We start from the raw sequence: 17131 nt of genomic DNA, 5'->3' as shown, positions 1-17131 counted from the left end.
TCATCCCGCATTTTTTGAGGTGACATGATAGGTTTTTATGCACTTGTCTGATAAACTTTTAAGCCTGTCTGACAAGTTGTGCAGCGATTCTACAGAGCGGATTTTGTGATGTCAACAACCCCTGCCTCTGCATCCCGGACAGGTGAGCGACTTTGCATTACGTCTGGAAAGCCGCTCCCAGCAAGGCTTACAGGACGAAGCGCCAACATAGAACAACAGGAGACCCCATGATTGCATTCACCGACAAGACCTTTTTCATTACCGGTGCCGGCGGTGGCATCGCCCGCGCAACCGCCTTGCTGACTGCCCGGCATGGCGCCAACCTGGCCCTGGCCGACATCGACCTTCAGGCCCTGGCTTCGCTCAAGGAACAGATTCTTGGCATCGCCCCCAGTGCGCAGATCAGCCTGCACCAGCTGGACGTGGCCGACGCCCAGGCCTGTCGCCAGGCGGCCGATGCCTGCGCCCGCACCCATGGCGGGATCGACCACCTGATCCACTCGGCCGGCATCTATCCCGAAAAGCGCGTGGCGGAAATGACAGAAGAAGAATGGCGGCGCCTCATGGCAATCAACCTGGACGGGACTTTCCATATCTGCCAGGCGGTCATTGCCCATCTGCGCGAGGACAGCTCGATCGTCAACCTCGCTTCGCTGGCCGCGCAGCGCGGCAGCTACGCGCATGCGCACTACGCGGCGGCCAAGGGTGCGGTGATCAGCTTCTCGCGCAGCCTGGCGTTGGAGCTGGCCCCCAAAACGCGGGTCAACGCGATATCTCCGGGTATCATTGCCACTCCGATGACCCGGGAACTGCTGGCCAGCAAGGGGCCGACGCTGCTGCAAAACACGCCCCTCGGCCGCCTGGGAACTGCGGAAGAAGTGGCCGGCTCGATTGCCTTCCTGTGCTCTCCCCTGGCCTCATTCATCACCGGAGAGACACTGCAGGTCAACGGCGGTCTATACATCAATTAATCCAGCTGCAATCCACCCATGAAAAACGCGACACAGCGCTTGCCCACGCAATCCCTCACCGAAGAGATTGTTGAATGGATTAATGAAGAAATCCGCGAGCAGCGGCTCAAACCGGGCGACAAGCTGCCCAGCGAAAAACAGCTGGGCGAGCAATTCTCGGTGAGCCGTTCGGTCGTGCGCGAAGCCCTGTCCCAGCTGAAATCGGAAGGCATCGTCAATGCCCAGCAGGGACGCGGCGCCTTCGTCAACGAGCGCGGCTCACGCCAGGCCTTCCGCTTCGAGGCGGCGGCCCTCAACGATGCGGAGGGACTGGAACACGTCATCGAGCTGCTGGTGACGCTGGAGACCGCAGCCGCCCGCTATGCGGCCATCCGCCGCACGCCGGAAGACCTCAAGAAGATCAAGAAGGCCCTGGTCGGCATGGAGTACGCCATCATCAATGACAAGCTGGGGGACGAGGAGGATTTTGCGTTCCACCAGGCCATCGTCGACTCGACCAAGAATCCGCACTTCTGCATGCTCAACGAGTATCTGGAACAGCATGTCAGAAGACTGATCCGCCAGGCCCGCAGCAACACCGCGACGAACTACAACAATCTGATCCAGGCCGTGCAGGACGAGCACAAGGCCATCCTCCAGGCCATCGAAGACAAGGACCCGGTCGCCGCGGCAATTGCCGCAGAAACGCATCTGCGCAATGCGGCAAAGCGGCTGAACAAGTACCTGAGCTGAACCCGGTGGAAAGTCAGTGGTATTGCCCGGTGCGCTTCACCGCCGGGATTGCGTCATCGCGCCTGATGCGTACGCGGGGCGTGGTCCGTTGCAATACGTTGTTTGGCGGCAGCATCAAACCCGGCACTATTGCGGAAGATATTGGGTTTCCGGTAGATCGCCAGAATAGTGCAGCCTTCCGCGCTATGCGTTTCATGCAAGGAACCAGGCTTGCGCCAGACGAATTCGCCTGCGCGGCAAATGCCGTCGTGGTCCGAGAAGGAGCCTTCGATGACATAGCTTTGCTCGATCTCGGGATGCTTGTGAAACGGCAAGGTAGTGCCTGGCTGCCATCGCAGCAGGCAAGTCATCTCGCCGATTTCCTTGTTCTCATAGAGCACCTTGATCTCGATGCCCTCAAACTGCGAGGGCTTCCAGTCCATTTCCTCGGGTTTCATATATACCGACCCACCTGGGGTCGGTTGAAGCTCACCACTCAGGCGATCATCAAAGCTCTTGTCCATTGCACCCATTTTTTCATCTCCTCTCGACGACATTAAGCAGCTTGATCCAGAACCGAGGTTACCAGGTTCTGGGGCACTTCCAGTTCAAAGCCCGGCTCGGCCACGTGGACGCGAATATGCGGGAAGCGACTTCTTACCGCGTCAGCGAATTCACTCCAGGGGCGGGAGCTCACCTCCATCATTTCATGGAACTTCTCATGAGGCGGATACAAGACCACCACCTGCGGCTTGAGCGCAGCCACACCGCGGACCACATCCTGAATGAAATCAAGCTGCATGCCCGCCAGCAGGATGTCAGTCTTGAAGCGCCGGCCCAGTGCTTCAATTTCAGCATCCGTCATCTTGCTGTTGAAGCCTTCGTTGTAATTCAGGATCGTGGTGCCGTCGGGCAGCTCGACATGAAATCCGGTGTAGGGGGAATAGAACGGAGCATTCGTGGCACTGCTCCATGCCCAGGCCAGTTGCGTGGTGTTTCCCTTGAAGACTGCCTTGGTCAGCGCCTTGTACAAATTGATGTCACGATGCTGCCAAGGCAGCGCAGTGATCTTGAATCCCGGCACGGAGACGCTATCGAAGGAAGCCGGCTCGATGGCACGCAGCTGCGCGGGCGTAAATTTGTGACGGCGCTGCATGAAGCGGGTAAGCGACGGCGCGCCGATCACGCAGGCGCCCGTTGCCTTTGCCACTTCCGGCACGTCCAGAAAATGCTCTTCGTGGCCATGCGTCACGCAGATGTACTTGGCATGCATGAAATCGTCGAGATGGAACCACTCGGCGCCGCAATAGGGACGATAGAAAGGGTCAAAGAACAGCGCTCCGTGCGACGTCTCCAGAGCAATACTGGACCACCCGTAATACTTCAGCTTGGCTGCTACATTCATGATTTTCCTCTTTGGTTCAGGCAATAATTTCGACAACCGCTTCGATCTCTACCGCAACATTCATGGGTAGCGAACTGACGCCAACCGCGGCTCTGGCATGGGCGCCAGCGGCGCCGAACAAACTTACGAACAGGTCAGATGCGCCGTTGACGACCTTGGGGGCATCAGCGAAGTCGGGAGTGCAACGTACGAAGCCACCAAGGCGGACTACCTGTGCAACGCGGTCCCAGCGGCCATCGATCGCGGCCTTGATCTGCGCCAGCACATTGAGTGCGCATTGTTGTGCAGCTTCGTAACCCTGCTCCACGGTCACGTTCTCACCCAGCCGGCCGACCAAGGTGGGCCGGCCATCCTTCAATGGCAACTGACCAGAGATGAACAGGAGATTCCCGCTCTTCTTGCAGCCGACAAAACTTCCTGCCGCCGCACCCAATTCCGGTAGTACCAAATTCATCTCCGCGAGCCTGCTTTCCAACATGTCCGTCCTTTCGTTATTTAAGAAGTGCTTCGTTCCTGGTCTCACGCGCAAACATCGCTGCAACCAAGGTAATGAGCGCCAGCACGATGAGCATCACCGACACGCCGGCCGTTCCTCCCATATAGCCGGCCAATGCCGTTGCCAGCACCGGTGCAAAACCACCGCCCAGGGCTGCCGCCACCTGGAATCCAAACGATGCGCCGCTATAGCGCACATTGGCCCCGAACAGCTCCGGGAAATAGGTCGATTCGGGGGCAAACATCAGGCCATGCCCCAGACTCATTGCAACAACAATGGTGAGCATGACAATCTCGGGCGTCCTCATTTCCAATAGCCAGAACAAAGGAAATGCGAAGGCCAGGGTAAAGATCGCGCCAATGAAATACAGTGGCCGGCGACCAATCCGATCAGACAGAAATCCAAACAGAGGAATGGTGATGAGCTCGACCGCCGCTGCCACAAGGATGGCGTCCAGAATCATGGATTTGGGTAGCTTCAGCGTGCCTGTCGCGTAGACCACGACAAAGACCGTCAACATGTAGACCCAGGAAACTTCCGATATCTTCAAGCCGACAGCGACCAGGAAGCTCCTGGGATGCTTGAAGATGGCCTCTTTCACGGGATTGCTCACAATCTCCCGACGCGCCTTCATCTCCTCAAACACAGGCGACTCGCTCACGTTACTGCGGATGAACATGCCCAACAGGATCAACACTGCGCTGATCAGGAAGGGAACCCGCCATCCCCAGGCCAGGATGTCAGCCTCCGGCAATTTGGCGATCACGCCGAACACCAGTGTTGCCACCACCAGACCGATGGGGAAACCCACTTGCACCAGGCTGCCATAAAGCCCTCGATGCTCTTTTGGCGCGTGCTCCAGCACCATGACCGAGGCGCCACCCCATTCTCCTCCCAGGCCAATGCCTTGAATGAAGCGCAAGGAGATCAGCAAGATGGGCGCCCAGATACCGATCTGGGCGTAGGTCGGCAGCACACCGATCAGGAAGGTGCCCAAGCCCATCATGACCAGCGTGAGCATGAGGATGGATTTTCTTCCCAGCCGATCGCCGAAATATCCAAAAATCGCACCGCCTAATGGCCTGGCCAGAAAACCGACCGCATAGCTTCCTAACGCGGCCAACGTCCCCAGCAAAGGATCGATGCTTGGGAAGAACAGTTTGTTGAACACGAGTGCGGCGGCCATACCGTAGATCAGAAAGTCGTACCACTCGATGATGGTGCCGATCGTGCTGGCGAAAACCACGGAACGCAGGCTGCGCTGACTGCCTGCATCGTGCACACGGGCGTGCAGGTCGTAACTGGTTGTCATGCTGATGTCCTTTCGAAAACGATGTTCGTTGAACTTCCGGGAAACCGCCGCCCTCCAAAAATGATCACATCAGGAAACCTTGCTCACCATTTTGGAACGTCCCGCACAAGCATGAAACCCACTAAATCCTCAATATCATGCATAAATATGCGATTCAGGCCAGCTGAAGTCAAGCCTTGCATATTTCATGCCATGAAACATTTATCGTCAAAGTTTCATATAATGACCATACCCACCCACATTCATCACGAAGAGGAAATCATGAAATTTGGCGTGTTTATCTATGAAGGGGTCGAACCAATTGACCTGGCCACCATCGGCGTGCTGTCCATGGCGCGTCGCATCGCGCCTGAGATCAGCTTTTGGATAGTAGCGGCAGCGGCGGGGCCGGTTCGGCTTGCCAATGGCTTGACGGTGATCGCCGACTACGGATTTGATGAATTGCCGCCCATCAATACGCTGATCGTCACGGGCGGCCCCGGATGGCAGCAATGCTGCACAGACCAGGCTGCGCTGACGTTCTTGCAGAAGATGGCCGGACGCGCCACGGTGGCATCCGTTTGCACCGGCGCCATGATCCTGGCTGCTGCGGGCCTGCTGGAAGGTCAGGTCGCGACAACGAAGGTGGAGGTCGCAACCGGTGAACAGGTCCCATTGGAGATCATGAGATCGCAATACCCGGGGATTGACGTCAAGGCAGCCTTGCTAACTGATAATGGCAGTATCATTACGGGCGGCGGCGTGTCCAGATGCATCGACGCCACCCTCTACTTGCTGGAAAAATACTTGGGAAGTGACGTAGCGGACCAGACCGCCCGCATCATGGAGTACACCCATGCGCGTGCGGCCAACCTGGCTGCGGCCCCCATTATCAACAATGCGGCAAATGAATAGCGAAGAATATCCAGTCAAAGAAGAAAGCCCCACGGCCATCGAGCTGCAGCTCGGCAAGCGCATTTCAAAACTGCGCGCGGCCAGGGGGTTCACACAGGATCAGCTGGCAGCGGCCACCGGCTTCACAAAGGGATATCTCTCCAAAATAGAGAACTCCAAGGTCATCCCTCCCATCGGCACGCTGATCAAAATTGCCCAGGTCCTGGAGACGGATGTGGCTGATCTGCTGGAGCCAGAAGAAGTTGACGATCAAAGCGACGCACTTTGCGTGGTTCGCTCCTGGCAGCGGGAGTCCGTCATCAAAGGTGGCAGCTCATTCGGCTACGATTACACCGCCCTGGCCCACAAGCGACACCACAAGCAGATGGAACCCTTCATCATGGTGTTTCCATCCAAGGTGGACCGCGATATCCGCTTTGAACACGAAGGTGAAGAATTCATGTTCATTCTGGAAGGAGAAGTCGAATTTGAAGCCACCATCGATAGCCGCAATAAAACCTGGCTACTCTCCCCTGGCGACAGCATCTACTTCGATTCGCGCATTCCTCATCGTGGGCGCAGCCTGAACGGCGAGGCACGCGCACTGGTCGTCATCTATCGCTCGCAAAGCAAAATCATCCCGTAGGACAAAAAGCTCACTCATCCGATGATCAGCGGCTGTTGATTGACTCGACGGTCGCCCCTCTCGGCATTCGACCTGGCTTTCATTGCCTGCCGAAGGGGTCGGCTGTCCAAACCCGCCACGCCATCCCGGCCGATCACCCATGCAAGCCCCGCTGCATAAAAAAGACCGCCCGTCGGAAATCACGACGGGCGGCTGAACGCCAGAGGGAGTACTGGCGGGAGTCGACAACAACAACAACAACAGGGAACGTCAGAGACCGGAGACTTCATCTCGGACAGGCATCAGTGTTGCAAATCTCCGCACCAGGCGTCTAGCTATACCAAAGGATGGGTCACCCCATACCAGCGATAGCCTCCCCCCGCCGGACGGGGCAGGCGCCCCGATTTGTGCGTCCCGCGCAAAACGGTTGATGGCCGCAGGCAGCTTATCGAAGTGCATCGCCTGTCTTAAGCTGCGCTCCAGATCAAGCCGCCACGCCAGGCAGCGTCGCCCACCCTTTCTCCCTCGCAGGTCGCTCGTGCGTCTGAACATCCATGTCATCGATGACGATGAAAAATCCCTCCGTGCCATCCGCTCTTCGCTCAAGGGCCAGGGGCAGCACTGGCAAGTCCATTTCCATGCGGACGAGGCCGATTATCTGAACAGGCGCAAGGCCGACGCGCCCTCCTGCCTGATCCTGGAACTGAAGCTGGCCGGAATCGACGGGCTGGACTTCCAGCAGCGTCTGCGCAGTGCCGGGGAGGCGCCGACCATCATCTTCCTGACGGCGCAGGGCAGCATTCCCACCGTGGTCCAGGCGATGAAACAGGGGGCGATCGAATTCCTGACCAAGCCGGTCAGGCCCACGGAGCTGCGCGCCGCGGTACAGCAGGCAGAAAAGATCGAATCGATACGCTGGAAGCAGCGTGAGGAAATCCGGATGCGACGCCAGCAATTGGCGTCGTTGACCCGGCGCGAGCGGGAAGTCTTTGCGCTGGTGGTGGCCGGCTACATGAACAAGGTCACTGCCGCGCTGCTGGAAATCAACGAAGGCACGGTCAAGATCCATCGCCGCCATCTGATGCGCAAGTTCTCCACGACCAGGCTGACCGAGCTGGTGCGGATCGCGGCAATGCTGGGCATCAAGCGTTCGGACGAATCTACGGACGACGATAAACGGCCGGACAAACCGAGCAAGGCAGGCTGAGTCTGCGGTATTTCAGTGCAGCATCAACTGCTCTGGGGCTAGGCTAAGGCTGCGCTCAGACAGCCTTGCGCATGTGCTAGGCGACACCAGCATTCACGGCCCAGCTCGGCGGCAATCCGATATGGGCGCGCAGCGTATCGAGCAGGACCGTCACCCGCGCCGGTGGTTGCCGCAGCGCGCGCAGGGCGTGGATGCCGGTCTGCGCGCAGGCTCGCGCCGACCACTCCGGGAACAACTGCACCAGCAGCCCGGCCTTGATGTCGGGGCCCACCACCCAGTCCGGCAGATAGCCGATTCCCATTCCCTCTCCGACCGCCAGGCGCATCGCTTCGAAGTCGTCGCAGGCGAACACCGGCTGGGCGCTCGCCGCCCGGGCCGGCTGGCCGAGCACATCGGCCCAGCCCAGCAGATCGGAACCATGCATCTTGTCGACCAGCCGATGGCAGGCCAGATCGGCAATGGAGGCCGGCGTGCCGGCACGAGCCAGGTAGTGCGGGCTGGCGCAGAGGATACGGGTCTGGGTGGCGATGCGGGTGCCGATCAGGGTGCTGTCGGCCATGTCGCCGATGCGGATGACCAGGTCCAGTCGCTCCGCCACCGGGTCGGCCAGGCGTTCGGTCAAGTCCAGCTCAAGGCGCAGATCGGGATACTGCCGCGCCATCACCCCCATGGCCGGCAAAACATAGCGCTTGCCGAAGGTCGGGAAACAGGCCACGCGCAAGATTCCGGTCACCGCCCCCTTCATGGAGGCCAGCTCCTGCTGGGCATCCTCCAGCGAATCGAGAATCTGTCTGGCCCGCACCAGCAGGGCCTCGCCGGCATCGGTGAGCGTGAGCAGGCGGGTCGAGCGCAGGAACAGGGGCGTGTCGAGATAGGCTTCCAGGGTGTCGATCTGGCGCCCGATGGCCGATGGCGTGCGGCCACGACGACGACCGGCGCCGGAGAAGCTGCCCTCCCTTGCCACATCGGCGAAGACGCCGAGAAACTCCGCGAATTTTTCTGACTGCATTTGTGCGTTCCTTGCATAGCCATTGTGGGCCGGCTCGGTCTTATCAAGCATAGGCCCCGGTTTTAATCTCCTTCCTGCAGCAAGTCCACATGCTACCGAATCCCCTTCAGGAAGAACATCATGCAAAAGTTTAGTTACGACCCGCTCTACCTCTTCATCAACGGCAACTGGCTGGAAGCCGGCCAGCGCGATACCGCGCCCGTCATCAATCCCGCCACCGGTGCCGCCCTTGGCCGCCTGCCCATGGCCGGCGCTGCCGACCTCGACCTGGCACTGGCCGCCGCCACTCCAGCCTTCGACGTCTGGCGCCGCACTGCTCCCGAGCAGCGCGCACGGGTGCTCAAGGATGCCGCAGCGCTGATGCGCGAACGCAGCGAGCACATCGCCACCCTGATGACACTGGAAGAAGGCAAGGCCCTCACCGAAAGCCGCGACGAAGTCCTGCGCGCAGCCGACTACTTCGAATGGTTCGCCGAAGAGGCACGTCGCATCGATGGCCGGGTGGTACCGGCCAACCGCCCGGGCGTGCAGCAGCTGGTCAAGCGCCAGGCCATCGGCCCGGTGGCAGCCTTCACTCCCTGGAATTTCCCGGCCATCACTCCGGCCCGCAAGCTGTCGGCCGCGCTGGCGGCCGGCTGCAGCGTGATCCTGAAGCCCGGCGAGGAAAGCCCGGCCACCGCACTGGCCCTGGCGCGCTGCCTGGACGACGCCGGTCTGCCCAAGGGCGTGCTGCAGATCGTGTTCGGCGTGCCGGACCAGGTGTCGGCGCATCTGATTGCCTCCCCTGTCATCCGCAAGGTGGCCTTCACCGGCTCGGTCCCGGTGGGGCGCCTGCTCTCGCAACGGGCGGCCGCCGGCGTCAAGCCCATCACCCTGGAACTGGGAGGTCATGGTCCGGTGCTGGTGTTCGAAGACGCCGACATCGATGCCGCCGCCGCAGGCGGTGCCGCCAACCGCTTCCGCGGGACCGGCCAGATCTGCATCTCCTCGACCCGCTTCCTGGTCCAGCGCAGCGTCTACGCACGCTTTGCCGAGCAATTCGTGGCAGCCACCCGCAAGCTGGTGGTGGGCGACGGCATGGACCCGGCCACCCAGGTCGGCCCTCTGGCCAATCCGCGCCAGCTGGAAAAGATGGAAGCCCTGGTCGCCGATGCCGTGGCACAGGGCGCCAAGGTCTTGACCGGCGGCAAGCGCATCGACCGCCCTGGCTATTTCTTTGCACCCACGGTCCTGGCCGAGGTGCCGATGAGCGCCCGCGTCATGCACGAAGAGCCCTTCGGCCCGATCGCCGTGCTGCGCCCCTTCGAGCAGCTGAAGGACGCCCTGGCCGAAGCCAACCGTCTGCCCTATGCGCTCTCGGCCTATGCCTTTACCCGCGACGCCCGCACCGTGCTGGACGTCGGCGATGGCCTGGAGGCCGGCATGATCGGCATCAACCAGTACCGCATCATCGCCACCGAACTACCCTTCGGCGGCATGAAGGAAAGCGGCCACGGCTCCGAAGGGGGCATCGAGGGCATCAACCATTACCTGACCAACAAGTTCATCAGCCAGGCCTGAAACCACAACGGATTCGCGGATCGGCGGATCAGCGGATCAATACGACCAAGGAAGCATCATGACCCCCATCGATTTCACCAGCCCCCGCGCCGCAGCCCGGGCCTTCACGCCGAAGCTGTCGGATCTGGTCGAGGCACCACTCTACGCCGAGGTCTGGAATGACAGCGACCTCGCCCCGCGCGACCGCAGTCTCATCACCATCGCCTGCCTGATCGCGATGAACCACGCCAACGAATTACCCGCCCATCTGCACCGGGGCATCCAGAACGGCCTGACCCGGACCGAGCTGAGCGCCGCCATCACGCATCTGGCCTTCTACGCCGGCTTCCCGGCAGCCATCACGGCATCGGCCTATGCCAATGCGGCCCTGTCCGGGCAGGACGACGCAAGCACCTGAACCGGCTGATGCGCCGTGATGGATTCACGGCGCCACTTCCCACCTTTCCACTCCTGAACATAGAAAGAACCACCACCATGAAAGCCATCCTCTTTGAACAATTCGGCGCTGCCGACGTCCTGAAAATCGGCGATGCCCCCGACCCCGTGCTCCGCCCAACCGACCTGCTGGTGCGCACCCATGCCGCCGGCGTCAATCGCGCCGACCTGACCCACCGTCGCGGTGGCTATGGCTGGCCCGACTTCGGCGACTCCACCATCATGGGCCTGGAAATCGCCGGTGAAGTCGTCGCCGTGGGGAGTGAAGTGACGGGCTACCAGGTGGGCGACCGCGTCATGGGTATCGTCGGCGGTGGCGCCTATGCCGAGATGGCGCGCATCGATTACCGCATGGCCATGCCCATCCCCGAGGGCCTGGACTATGTCCAGGCGGCGGCCATCACCGAAGTCTTCGTCACGGCGCATGAAGCGCTCATCTACCTGGGCAAGCTGGAGCCGGGCGAAACCGTGCTGGTGCATGCCGGCGCAGGCGGCGTGGGCGGTGCGGCGGTTCAGCTGGCCCATGCGGTGGGCGCCACCGTCATCACCACTGCCCAAGCCAGCGCCCATGCGCTGGTGCGCAAGATGGGGGCCGACCACGCCATCGACTACCAGACCGACGACTTCGCCGAAGTGGTCGCCAGGCTGACCGACAATCGCGGCGTGAACCTCATCCTCGACTTCATCGGCGCGCCCTATTTCGAGCGCAACGTGAACTCCCTGGACTTTGGTGGACGCATGGTGCAGATCGGCATCATGGGCGGCATCGAAAACGCCCGCATTCCGCTGGATCGCCTGCTCTATCGTCACCTGCAGATCATCGGCACGGTCATGAAGTCACGTTCGCAAGAGGTCAAGCACGCCATGTCGCGCCGCTTCAAGGAGCGCTGGCTGTCGCAGTTCGGCAAGGACGGCCTGAACCCGGTCATCGACAGCGTCTATCCGCTGGCCCAGGCCGGTGCCGCCCAGCAGCGCATGGAAGATGGCCTGAACGTGGGCAAGATCGTGCTGACCATGTAAGGCGCTACGGCCGCTATGTACATGCCGTCCAGCATTCACACACGTATGCAGGTGTATGCACACGTGTGTGAATGCTGGCGGTTTAACACCTTTGTATAGTTATCGCCCTCTTCCATCGTTGCTACCCTGCGTAGCGGTCAGTCGGACCTATTTCCCGGAGTCTCCCCATGTCTTTTACGCTCAAGGTCAACGGCCACCCGCACACGGTGGACATCGCTGGCGACACCCCGCTGCTGTGGGTGCTCCGTGATGTGATCGGAATGACTGGCACCAAATTCGGATGCGGCATCGCCCAGTGCGGCGCCTGCACGGTCCACCTGGATGGCGACCCGGTGCGCTCCTGCGTGCTGCCGGTGTCTGCCGTCGGCGGCCGCCAGGTCACCACCATCGAAGCAATTGACCAGACCCCCACCGGCAAGCGCATCCAGGATGCCTGGCTGGCCGTGGACGTGGTCCAGTGCGGCTACTGCCAGTCCGGCCAGATCATGTCGGCGTCGGCACTGCTGGCGCGCAATCCCGCGCCCACCGACGACGACATCGATGCCGCGATGTCCGGCAATATCTGCCGCTGCGCCACCTACGTGCGCATTCGCGCGGCCATCAAGCAAGCCGCCAGCGGCAAGATCGAGGTCACCCAGGCCATCCCTGTGAGCGCACCGGGAGGCCGCAAATGAGCCGCCCGAACAGCTTCTCGCCCAACCGCCGTCGCCTGCTCAAGGCGGCCGGCCTGTCGGTGGCCTTCAGCTGGCTGGGCGCGCCGCGTCAGGCGATGGCGCTGGTATCCCCGCATCGCCAGGCCGCCGATGCGGCGGCCGCGGTTGCCGACGGCGCCCCGGCCTTCGCCCCCAACGCCTTCATCCGCATCGACGCCGACGGCGCCATCCGCCTGGTCATGCCGATGGTCGAGATGGGGCAGGCCATCTACACCGGCTCCTGCATGCTGCTAGCTGAAGAACTGGATGTCGACCTGGACCAGATCCAGGTCGAACACGCGCCGCCCAGCGACGAACTCTATGGCATGAAGCTCCTCAAGGCGCAGATCACCGGCGGCTCCACCAGTACCCGCAGCACCTTCACCGAATTGCGCCAGGCCGGCGCCGTCGCCCGCACGCTGCTGGTGGCGGCTGCCGCCGCCAGATGGAAGGTGCAGCCGTCTTCCTGCGTGGTCGAACGGGGCGTCATCCACCACCCTCCATCGGGCCGCAGCCTCCGCTACGCTCAGGTCGCACAGGCCGCCGCCCGCCTGCCGGACCCGGGTGAGGTCAAGCTCAAGGACCCGGCGCAGTTCAGACTCATCGGCAAACCCATGGCGCGCCTGGATTCCGCTGACAAGGTCCGTGGCGTCACGCGATTCGGCATCGACGTGGCCGTACCGGGCATGCGCATCGCCACCGTCAAGGCCTGTCCGACCTTCGGCGGCGCACTGGTCGGCGTCGACGACCGCGCTACCCGCGCCATTGCGGGCGTGATCGAGGTGCTCCGCATCGACAATGCGGTGGCGGTCGTAGCCACCAACTTCTGGGCCGCCAAACGGGGCATGGAAGCCCTGGACATCCAGTGGCAGCACGGCCCCAACGCCCGCCTCACCACCCGCGAACTGCGTGAAGACCTGGCCCGCAGCCAGGCCAGCGGCCAGGCGATTGTCGGTCGTGAAGTGGGCAGCCGCCCCGCCGGCGAATTCATCCAGGCGACCTACAAGCTGCCCATGCTCGCGCATGCGACCATGGAACCACTGAATGCCACCGTACATGTGCGCAGTGACCGCTGCGAGATCTGGGCCGGCACCCAGGTCCCCACCCGGGTGGTTGCCAACGCCGCCCGGATCACCGGGCTGCCGGTCGAACGGATCGTGTTGCACAGCCAGTATCTGGGAGGCGGTTTCGGCCGGCGTCTGGAGAGTGACTACGTCGACCAGGCTGTGAGCTTCGCCCGGCTGGTCCCCTATCCGCTGAAAATCGTCTGGACCCGTGAAGAAGATATCCGCCATGACATCGTGCGACCGATGTATCACGACGTCATTTCCGCCGTGGTGGACAAGAACGGCATGCCGCTCTGGTACGGCGACCGCGTCTGCAGCGGCACCGTCCTGGGCCGCTGGCGTCCCGGTGGCATGCGCAAAAACGGCATGGATGGGGACGCCATCGAATGCGTGGCCGAGCTCCCCTATGCGATCGCCAGCATGAAGGTCGAATGGGTGCGTCACGACATGCCACCGGGCCTCCTCGTGGGCTGGTGGCGCGGGGTGGGCGCGCTGCACAACATCTTCATCGTGGAGAGCTTCTTCGATGAACTGGCGCACCGCGCCAGGCGCGACCCCGTGGAGTGGCGTCTGGCCCTGCTGAAGAACAACCCGCGTTCGACCGCGGTCCTGAAACTGGCCGCCGCCAAAATGGGCTGGGGCAGTTCGCAGCCCGTGCGGACCGCTTCTTCCAATCGTGCGGGCCGTGGCGTGGCCCTGGCCGAACCCTTCGGTACCCGGGTCTGTGCCATGGTCGATGTCGAGGTCACGCCGCAGGGCGAGGTGCAGTTGCGGCGCGCCGTGGTCGCGGTCGATTGCGGCATCGCCGTCAATACCGGCTCCATCGAGGCCCAGATCCAGGGCGGACTGCTGTTCGGACTGAGCGCCGCGCTGTTCAACGAAATCACCCTGCGCGACGGGGCCATCGAACAAGGCAATTTCAATGATTACCGCATGCTCCGCATGAACGAAACGCCCGCCGTCGAGGTTCACATCGTCAACAGTACCGAGGCACCTGGCGGCATCGGCGAAGTCGGCACCGCCATTGCTGCGCCGGCCCTGACCAATGCCATCTACGCCGCCACCGGGGTGCGCCTGCGCGAGTTGCCGGTGCGCCGCGCTCTGCTGGCCCGGCCGCAGCATACGCTGCTGAAAACCTTCGACCTTGCACCATCCAACCCGGAGGCAGCGGCATGAAACGACTTCTCATGAGCGCCGCCCTGGTCGTCGCCGCCATCGGTGCGGCCGCCTATGCCTGCCTGGCACGACCCGAAGCGCCCGCCGGCACGGCGCCGGTGGTCTACGGTGCGCCGGCCGATGCCTCGCGCATCCAGCGCGGCCAGTACCTGACCATGGCCGCCGACTGCATCGCCTGCCACACGGTGGCGGGAGGCAAGCCCTTTGCCGGAGGCCTGGCCTTCCAGTTGCCGTTCGGCACGCTGTACTCCTCCAATATCACGGCCGACAAGACGACCGGCATCGGCAACTGGAGCGACGACGACTTCGTGCGCGCACTGCACGAGGGCGTCCGCAAGGATGGCCAGCACCTCTACCCGGCCTTCCCCTATACCTCCTATACCCAGCTGAGCCGCGACGATGTCCTGGCCATCAAGGCCTATCTCTTCAGCCTGCCCACGGTCACCCAGGAAACCCGCAAGCCGGAGCTCTCCTTTCCGTTCAATCAGCGCTGGGCCATGGGTTTCTGGAATGCCGCCTTCTTCCGTAGCGAGCGCTTCAAGCCGGCACCAGACAAGTCGGCCCAATGGAACACCGGCGCCTACCTCGCCATCGCCCTGGCGCACTGCACGGAATGTCATACACCACGCAATATCGGCTTCGCGCTCAACCAGGCCAGGGAACTCTCCGGGGCCGACGTCAACGGCTGGCACGCCCCCAATATCACTTCCGACCCGGTACACGGGATCGGCACCTGGACCGACGCACAGCTGTACCAGTACCTGCGATCCGGCCATGCCGACGGGCGCGGCTCGGCCGGTGGTCCGATGGGTGAAGCAGTGGAAAACAGCCTGCAGTATCTCGCCCCCAAGGATATCCAGGCCATCATGAGCTATCTGCGCGGCGTCGCCCCGCAGGTCGGCGACAAGCCGACGTCCATCAACGCCAGGCCACCGGCGGTGACGACTTCGATGGCCTATTCTCCCTCGCCGCAGACGCCGTCCCATCTGCAAGCCGGATTGAAACTGTTCGAAGCAAGTTGCGCCAGCTGCCATCAGTGGAACGGCCAGGGTCCGCAAACGCCTTACGCGGCCCTGCTCGGCGCGCGCTCGGTCAATGACCGCTCGGGACAGAACGTGGTACAGACCATCCTGCACGGTGCGCGGATGCGGATAGGCGAACACGAGGTCTTCATGCCCGCCTTTGCTGCCGCACTCACTGACGACGAGGTTGCCCAGCTCAGCAACTACGTAATCTTCCAGTTTGGCGGCAAGCAGGGGACGGTCACCACCGACATGGTCGCGCGCCAACGCCCGCACTGAGATCGCCTAGCCGCATCGGCTAGGGCTATCATCCCAAGGTCTTATTACCAAAGCCTGGCGCGCGTGGCACTCTCTGGCACAACTGCACCACCCACCGGAGCCAACCGCCATGCCCCTCTTCAGCCAGGTCCTGCTCAGCGCCAGTCTGTCCCTGCCGATCCTGCGCCGCTATGGTGTGCAGGCCGCCCTCTCCCTCGGCCTGCGCCGTCGCTGAGGGGCCGCCATATGGATAAGCTGCTGGCCATGGAAGCCTTCGTTGCCGTCGTCGAGACCGGCAGCTTCGTCAGTGCCGTCGATGTGACGGGCCTGTCGAAACCCGCGGTGTCGCGCCACGTGTCGGAACTGGAGCAGTTCCTGGGCATACGTCTGCTTCACCGCACCACGCGCCGCCTCTCTCTCACTGAAGAAGGACGCCTCTACTTTGCCAAGAGCAAGGAGTTGCTGGGCGCCCTGCAGGATGTCGAGAACGAAGTCGGTCTGAGCTCGGACCAGGCGATCGGCCAGCTGCGGGTCTGCGCACCGCACGACTTCGGCGTCGAACAGCTGGCCCCGCTCTGGGGCAAGTTCGCCGAACAGTATCCCCGTATCGAACTCAACATCACCTTGTCCGACAAGACCACGGACCTGATCGAAGGCGGCTATGACATGGCCATCCGCATCGGCACCATGGCCGACAGCCGGATGATCGCCAGGCCACTGGCGGCGGTGCGCATGAAGGTCTGTGCCTCGCCGGCATTGCTGCAGCAAGCCGGCGTGCCGTGCCACCCTTCCGACTTGCGCGAGTTCCCCTTCATTTCCTTCAGCCTGCAATCCAACGGCGACGAATGGCACTTCTGCAATGCGCAGGGAGAAACCGCCATCGCCCGCATGCGTTCCAGCATGCAAGTCAACAACGGCGCCACCTGCCGGGCGATGGCCATCGGTGGAAGAGGCGTTGCGATCCAGCCGGATTTCATCGTCAACGCTGCCCTGGCCTCGGGCGAACTGGTGGAACTGCTCCCCGACTGGTCCATCGGCCAGCACGACATGATGGCCCACGTCCTCTATCCGACGCGTGCCTATCTTCCTCCCAAGGTGCAGCGCCTGCGCGACTTCCTGATTGAGGAATTTCGCACACCGCCGTGGTGTCCCAAGGCGGCCCGTCTGCGACTGGTGGCGCACTAGACACTACCGCGCCCTTATCGCTCAAGGGTCTCCCCCGCGTTCCGACGTCACGGCGCTCTGATCCTGAGGCATGGAGACCTTGAAACCGGAGAACTCTGAAGCGTTGG

Annotated in this window: 17 protein-coding genes; 12 read left to right on the top strand and 5 right to left on the bottom strand. The window is 62.3% G+C overall.

Annotated features, from left to right (window positions below; all coding sequences use genetic code 11):
* The first annotated feature begins 227 nt into the window (after positions 1-227).
* Together ACEOAC_RS11425 and ACEOAC_RS11420 are read left to right on the top strand one after the other, a co-directional pair.
* Positions 228-971 (top strand): SDR family NAD(P)-dependent oxidoreductase, encoded by a 744-nt coding sequence (locus ACEOAC_RS11425; protein ID WP_413444720.1) that lies wholly within the window; start codon positions 228-230, stop codon positions 969-971.
* An 18-nt stretch (positions 972-989) separates the two neighbouring features.
* A complete protein-coding gene (locus ACEOAC_RS11420; RefSeq protein WP_241811712.1) occupies positions 990-1703 on the top strand; it encodes a FadR/GntR family transcriptional regulator in 714 nt (237 codons plus the stop codon).
* A 53-nt stretch (positions 1704-1756) separates the two neighbouring features.
* Here ACEOAC_RS11420 and ACEOAC_RS11415 read toward each other — a convergent pair whose 3' ends face one another.
* Genes ACEOAC_RS11415 through ACEOAC_RS11400 form a run of 4 tightly spaced genes read right to left on the bottom strand, consistent with a single transcriptional unit; the run spans position 1757 to position 4895 of the window.
* Positions 1757-2215 (bottom strand): cupin domain-containing protein, encoded by a 459-nt coding sequence (locus ACEOAC_RS11415; RefSeq protein WP_139347033.1) that lies wholly within the window; start codon positions 2213-2215, stop codon positions 1757-1759.
* Positions 2216-2238: 23 nt separating this feature from the next.
* Positions 2239-3087: an MBL fold metallo-hydrolase gene (locus tag ACEOAC_RS11410; protein ID WP_006463066.1), complete on the bottom strand. Its 849-nt coding sequence runs from the start codon at positions 3085-3087 to the stop codon at positions 2239-2241.
* Between the two features lie 16 nt (positions 3088-3103).
* On the bottom strand, positions 3104-3565 hold the full coding sequence (locus ACEOAC_RS11405) for a RidA family protein (protein ID WP_241811713.1): 462 nt from the start codon (positions 3563-3565) through the stop codon (positions 3104-3106).
* Between the two features lie 13 nt (positions 3566-3578).
* On the bottom strand, positions 3579-4895 hold the full coding sequence (locus ACEOAC_RS11400) for an MFS transporter (protein ID WP_241811714.1): 1317 nt from the start codon (positions 4893-4895) through the stop codon (positions 3579-3581).
* Between the two features lie 222 nt (positions 4896-5117).
* Between ACEOAC_RS11400 and ACEOAC_RS11395 the strand changes: the two genes are divergently transcribed.
* The 3 genes from ACEOAC_RS11395 to ACEOAC_RS11385 all read left to right on the top strand — a co-directional run bounded on the left by ACEOAC_RS11395 (position 5118) and on the right by ACEOAC_RS11385 (position 7600).
* Positions 5118-5789: a DJ-1/PfpI family protein gene (locus ACEOAC_RS11395; RefSeq protein ID WP_413444721.1), complete on the top strand. Its 672-nt coding sequence runs from the start codon at positions 5118-5120 to the stop codon at positions 5787-5789.
* Positions 5782-6414, top strand: coding sequence for a helix-turn-helix domain-containing protein (locus ACEOAC_RS11390; protein WP_006463062.1), 633 nt, complete (start codon positions 5782-5784; stop codon positions 6412-6414). The genes ACEOAC_RS11395 and ACEOAC_RS11390 overlap by 8 nt, the downstream gene beginning before the upstream one ends.
* A gap of 409 nt (positions 6415-6823) precedes the next feature.
* Positions 6824-7600 (top strand): response regulator transcription factor, encoded by a 777-nt coding sequence (locus tag ACEOAC_RS11385; protein WP_413444722.1) that lies wholly within the window; start codon positions 6824-6826, stop codon positions 7598-7600.
* A 76-nt stretch (positions 7601-7676) separates the two neighbouring features.
* Here ACEOAC_RS11385 and ACEOAC_RS11380 read toward each other — a convergent pair whose 3' ends face one another.
* Positions 7677-8609, bottom strand: coding sequence for a LysR substrate-binding domain-containing protein (locus tag ACEOAC_RS11380; protein ID WP_413444723.1), 933 nt, complete (start codon positions 8607-8609; stop codon positions 7677-7679).
* Positions 8610-8729: 120 nt separating this feature from the next.
* Between ACEOAC_RS11380 and ACEOAC_RS11375 the strand changes: the two genes are divergently transcribed.
* The 7 genes from ACEOAC_RS11375 (at position 8730) to ACEOAC_RS11345 (ending at position 17024) form a co-directional block, all read left to right on the top strand.
* Entirely contained in the window at positions 8730-10169 is a 1440-nt protein-coding gene (locus tag ACEOAC_RS11375) for an NAD-dependent succinate-semialdehyde dehydrogenase (RefSeq protein WP_413628851.1), read from the top strand.
* A 58-nt stretch (positions 10170-10227) separates the two neighbouring features.
* Positions 10228-10566: a carboxymuconolactone decarboxylase family protein gene (locus ACEOAC_RS11370; protein ID WP_234293819.1), complete on the top strand. Its 339-nt coding sequence runs from the start codon at positions 10228-10230 to the stop codon at positions 10564-10566.
* A 77-nt stretch (positions 10567-10643) separates the two neighbouring features.
* Positions 10644-11624 carry an NAD(P)H-quinone oxidoreductase gene (locus ACEOAC_RS11365; RefSeq protein ID WP_241811720.1) on the top strand — a complete coding sequence of 327 codons (981 nt, stop codon included), beginning with the start codon at positions 10644-10646 and terminating at the stop codon, positions 11622-11624.
* Between the two features lie 167 nt (positions 11625-11791).
* Positions 11792-12298, top strand: coding sequence for a (2Fe-2S)-binding protein (locus ACEOAC_RS11360; protein ID WP_006463042.1), 507 nt, complete (start codon positions 11792-11794; stop codon positions 12296-12298).
* Positions 12295-14559 (top strand): molybdopterin cofactor-binding domain-containing protein, encoded by a 2265-nt coding sequence (locus tag ACEOAC_RS11355; protein WP_413628850.1) that lies wholly within the window; start codon positions 12295-12297, stop codon positions 14557-14559. Before ACEOAC_RS11360 ends, ACEOAC_RS11355 begins: the two co-directional genes overlap by 4 nt.
* On the top strand, positions 14556-15860 hold the full coding sequence (locus tag ACEOAC_RS11350) for a c-type cytochrome (RefSeq protein WP_413628849.1): 1305 nt from the start codon (positions 14556-14558) through the stop codon (positions 15858-15860). The genes ACEOAC_RS11355 and ACEOAC_RS11350 overlap by 4 nt, the downstream gene beginning before the upstream one ends.
* Before the next feature lie 225 nt (positions 15861-16085).
* Complete coding sequence (locus ACEOAC_RS11345) at positions 16086-17024, top strand: LysR family transcriptional regulator (protein WP_413444601.1); 939 nt, start codon at positions 16086-16088, stop codon at positions 17022-17024.
* The last annotated feature ends 107 nt before the right edge of the window (positions 17025-17131 follow it).

The sequence above is a fragment of the Herbaspirillum frisingense genome, assembly GCF_047325095.1.
In the GTDB taxonomy this organism is placed as follows: domain Bacteria; phylum Pseudomonadota; class Gammaproteobacteria; order Burkholderiales; family Burkholderiaceae_D; genus Herbaspirillum; species Herbaspirillum frisingense.
This window is presented reverse-complemented; position numbering and strand designations above follow the sequence as displayed.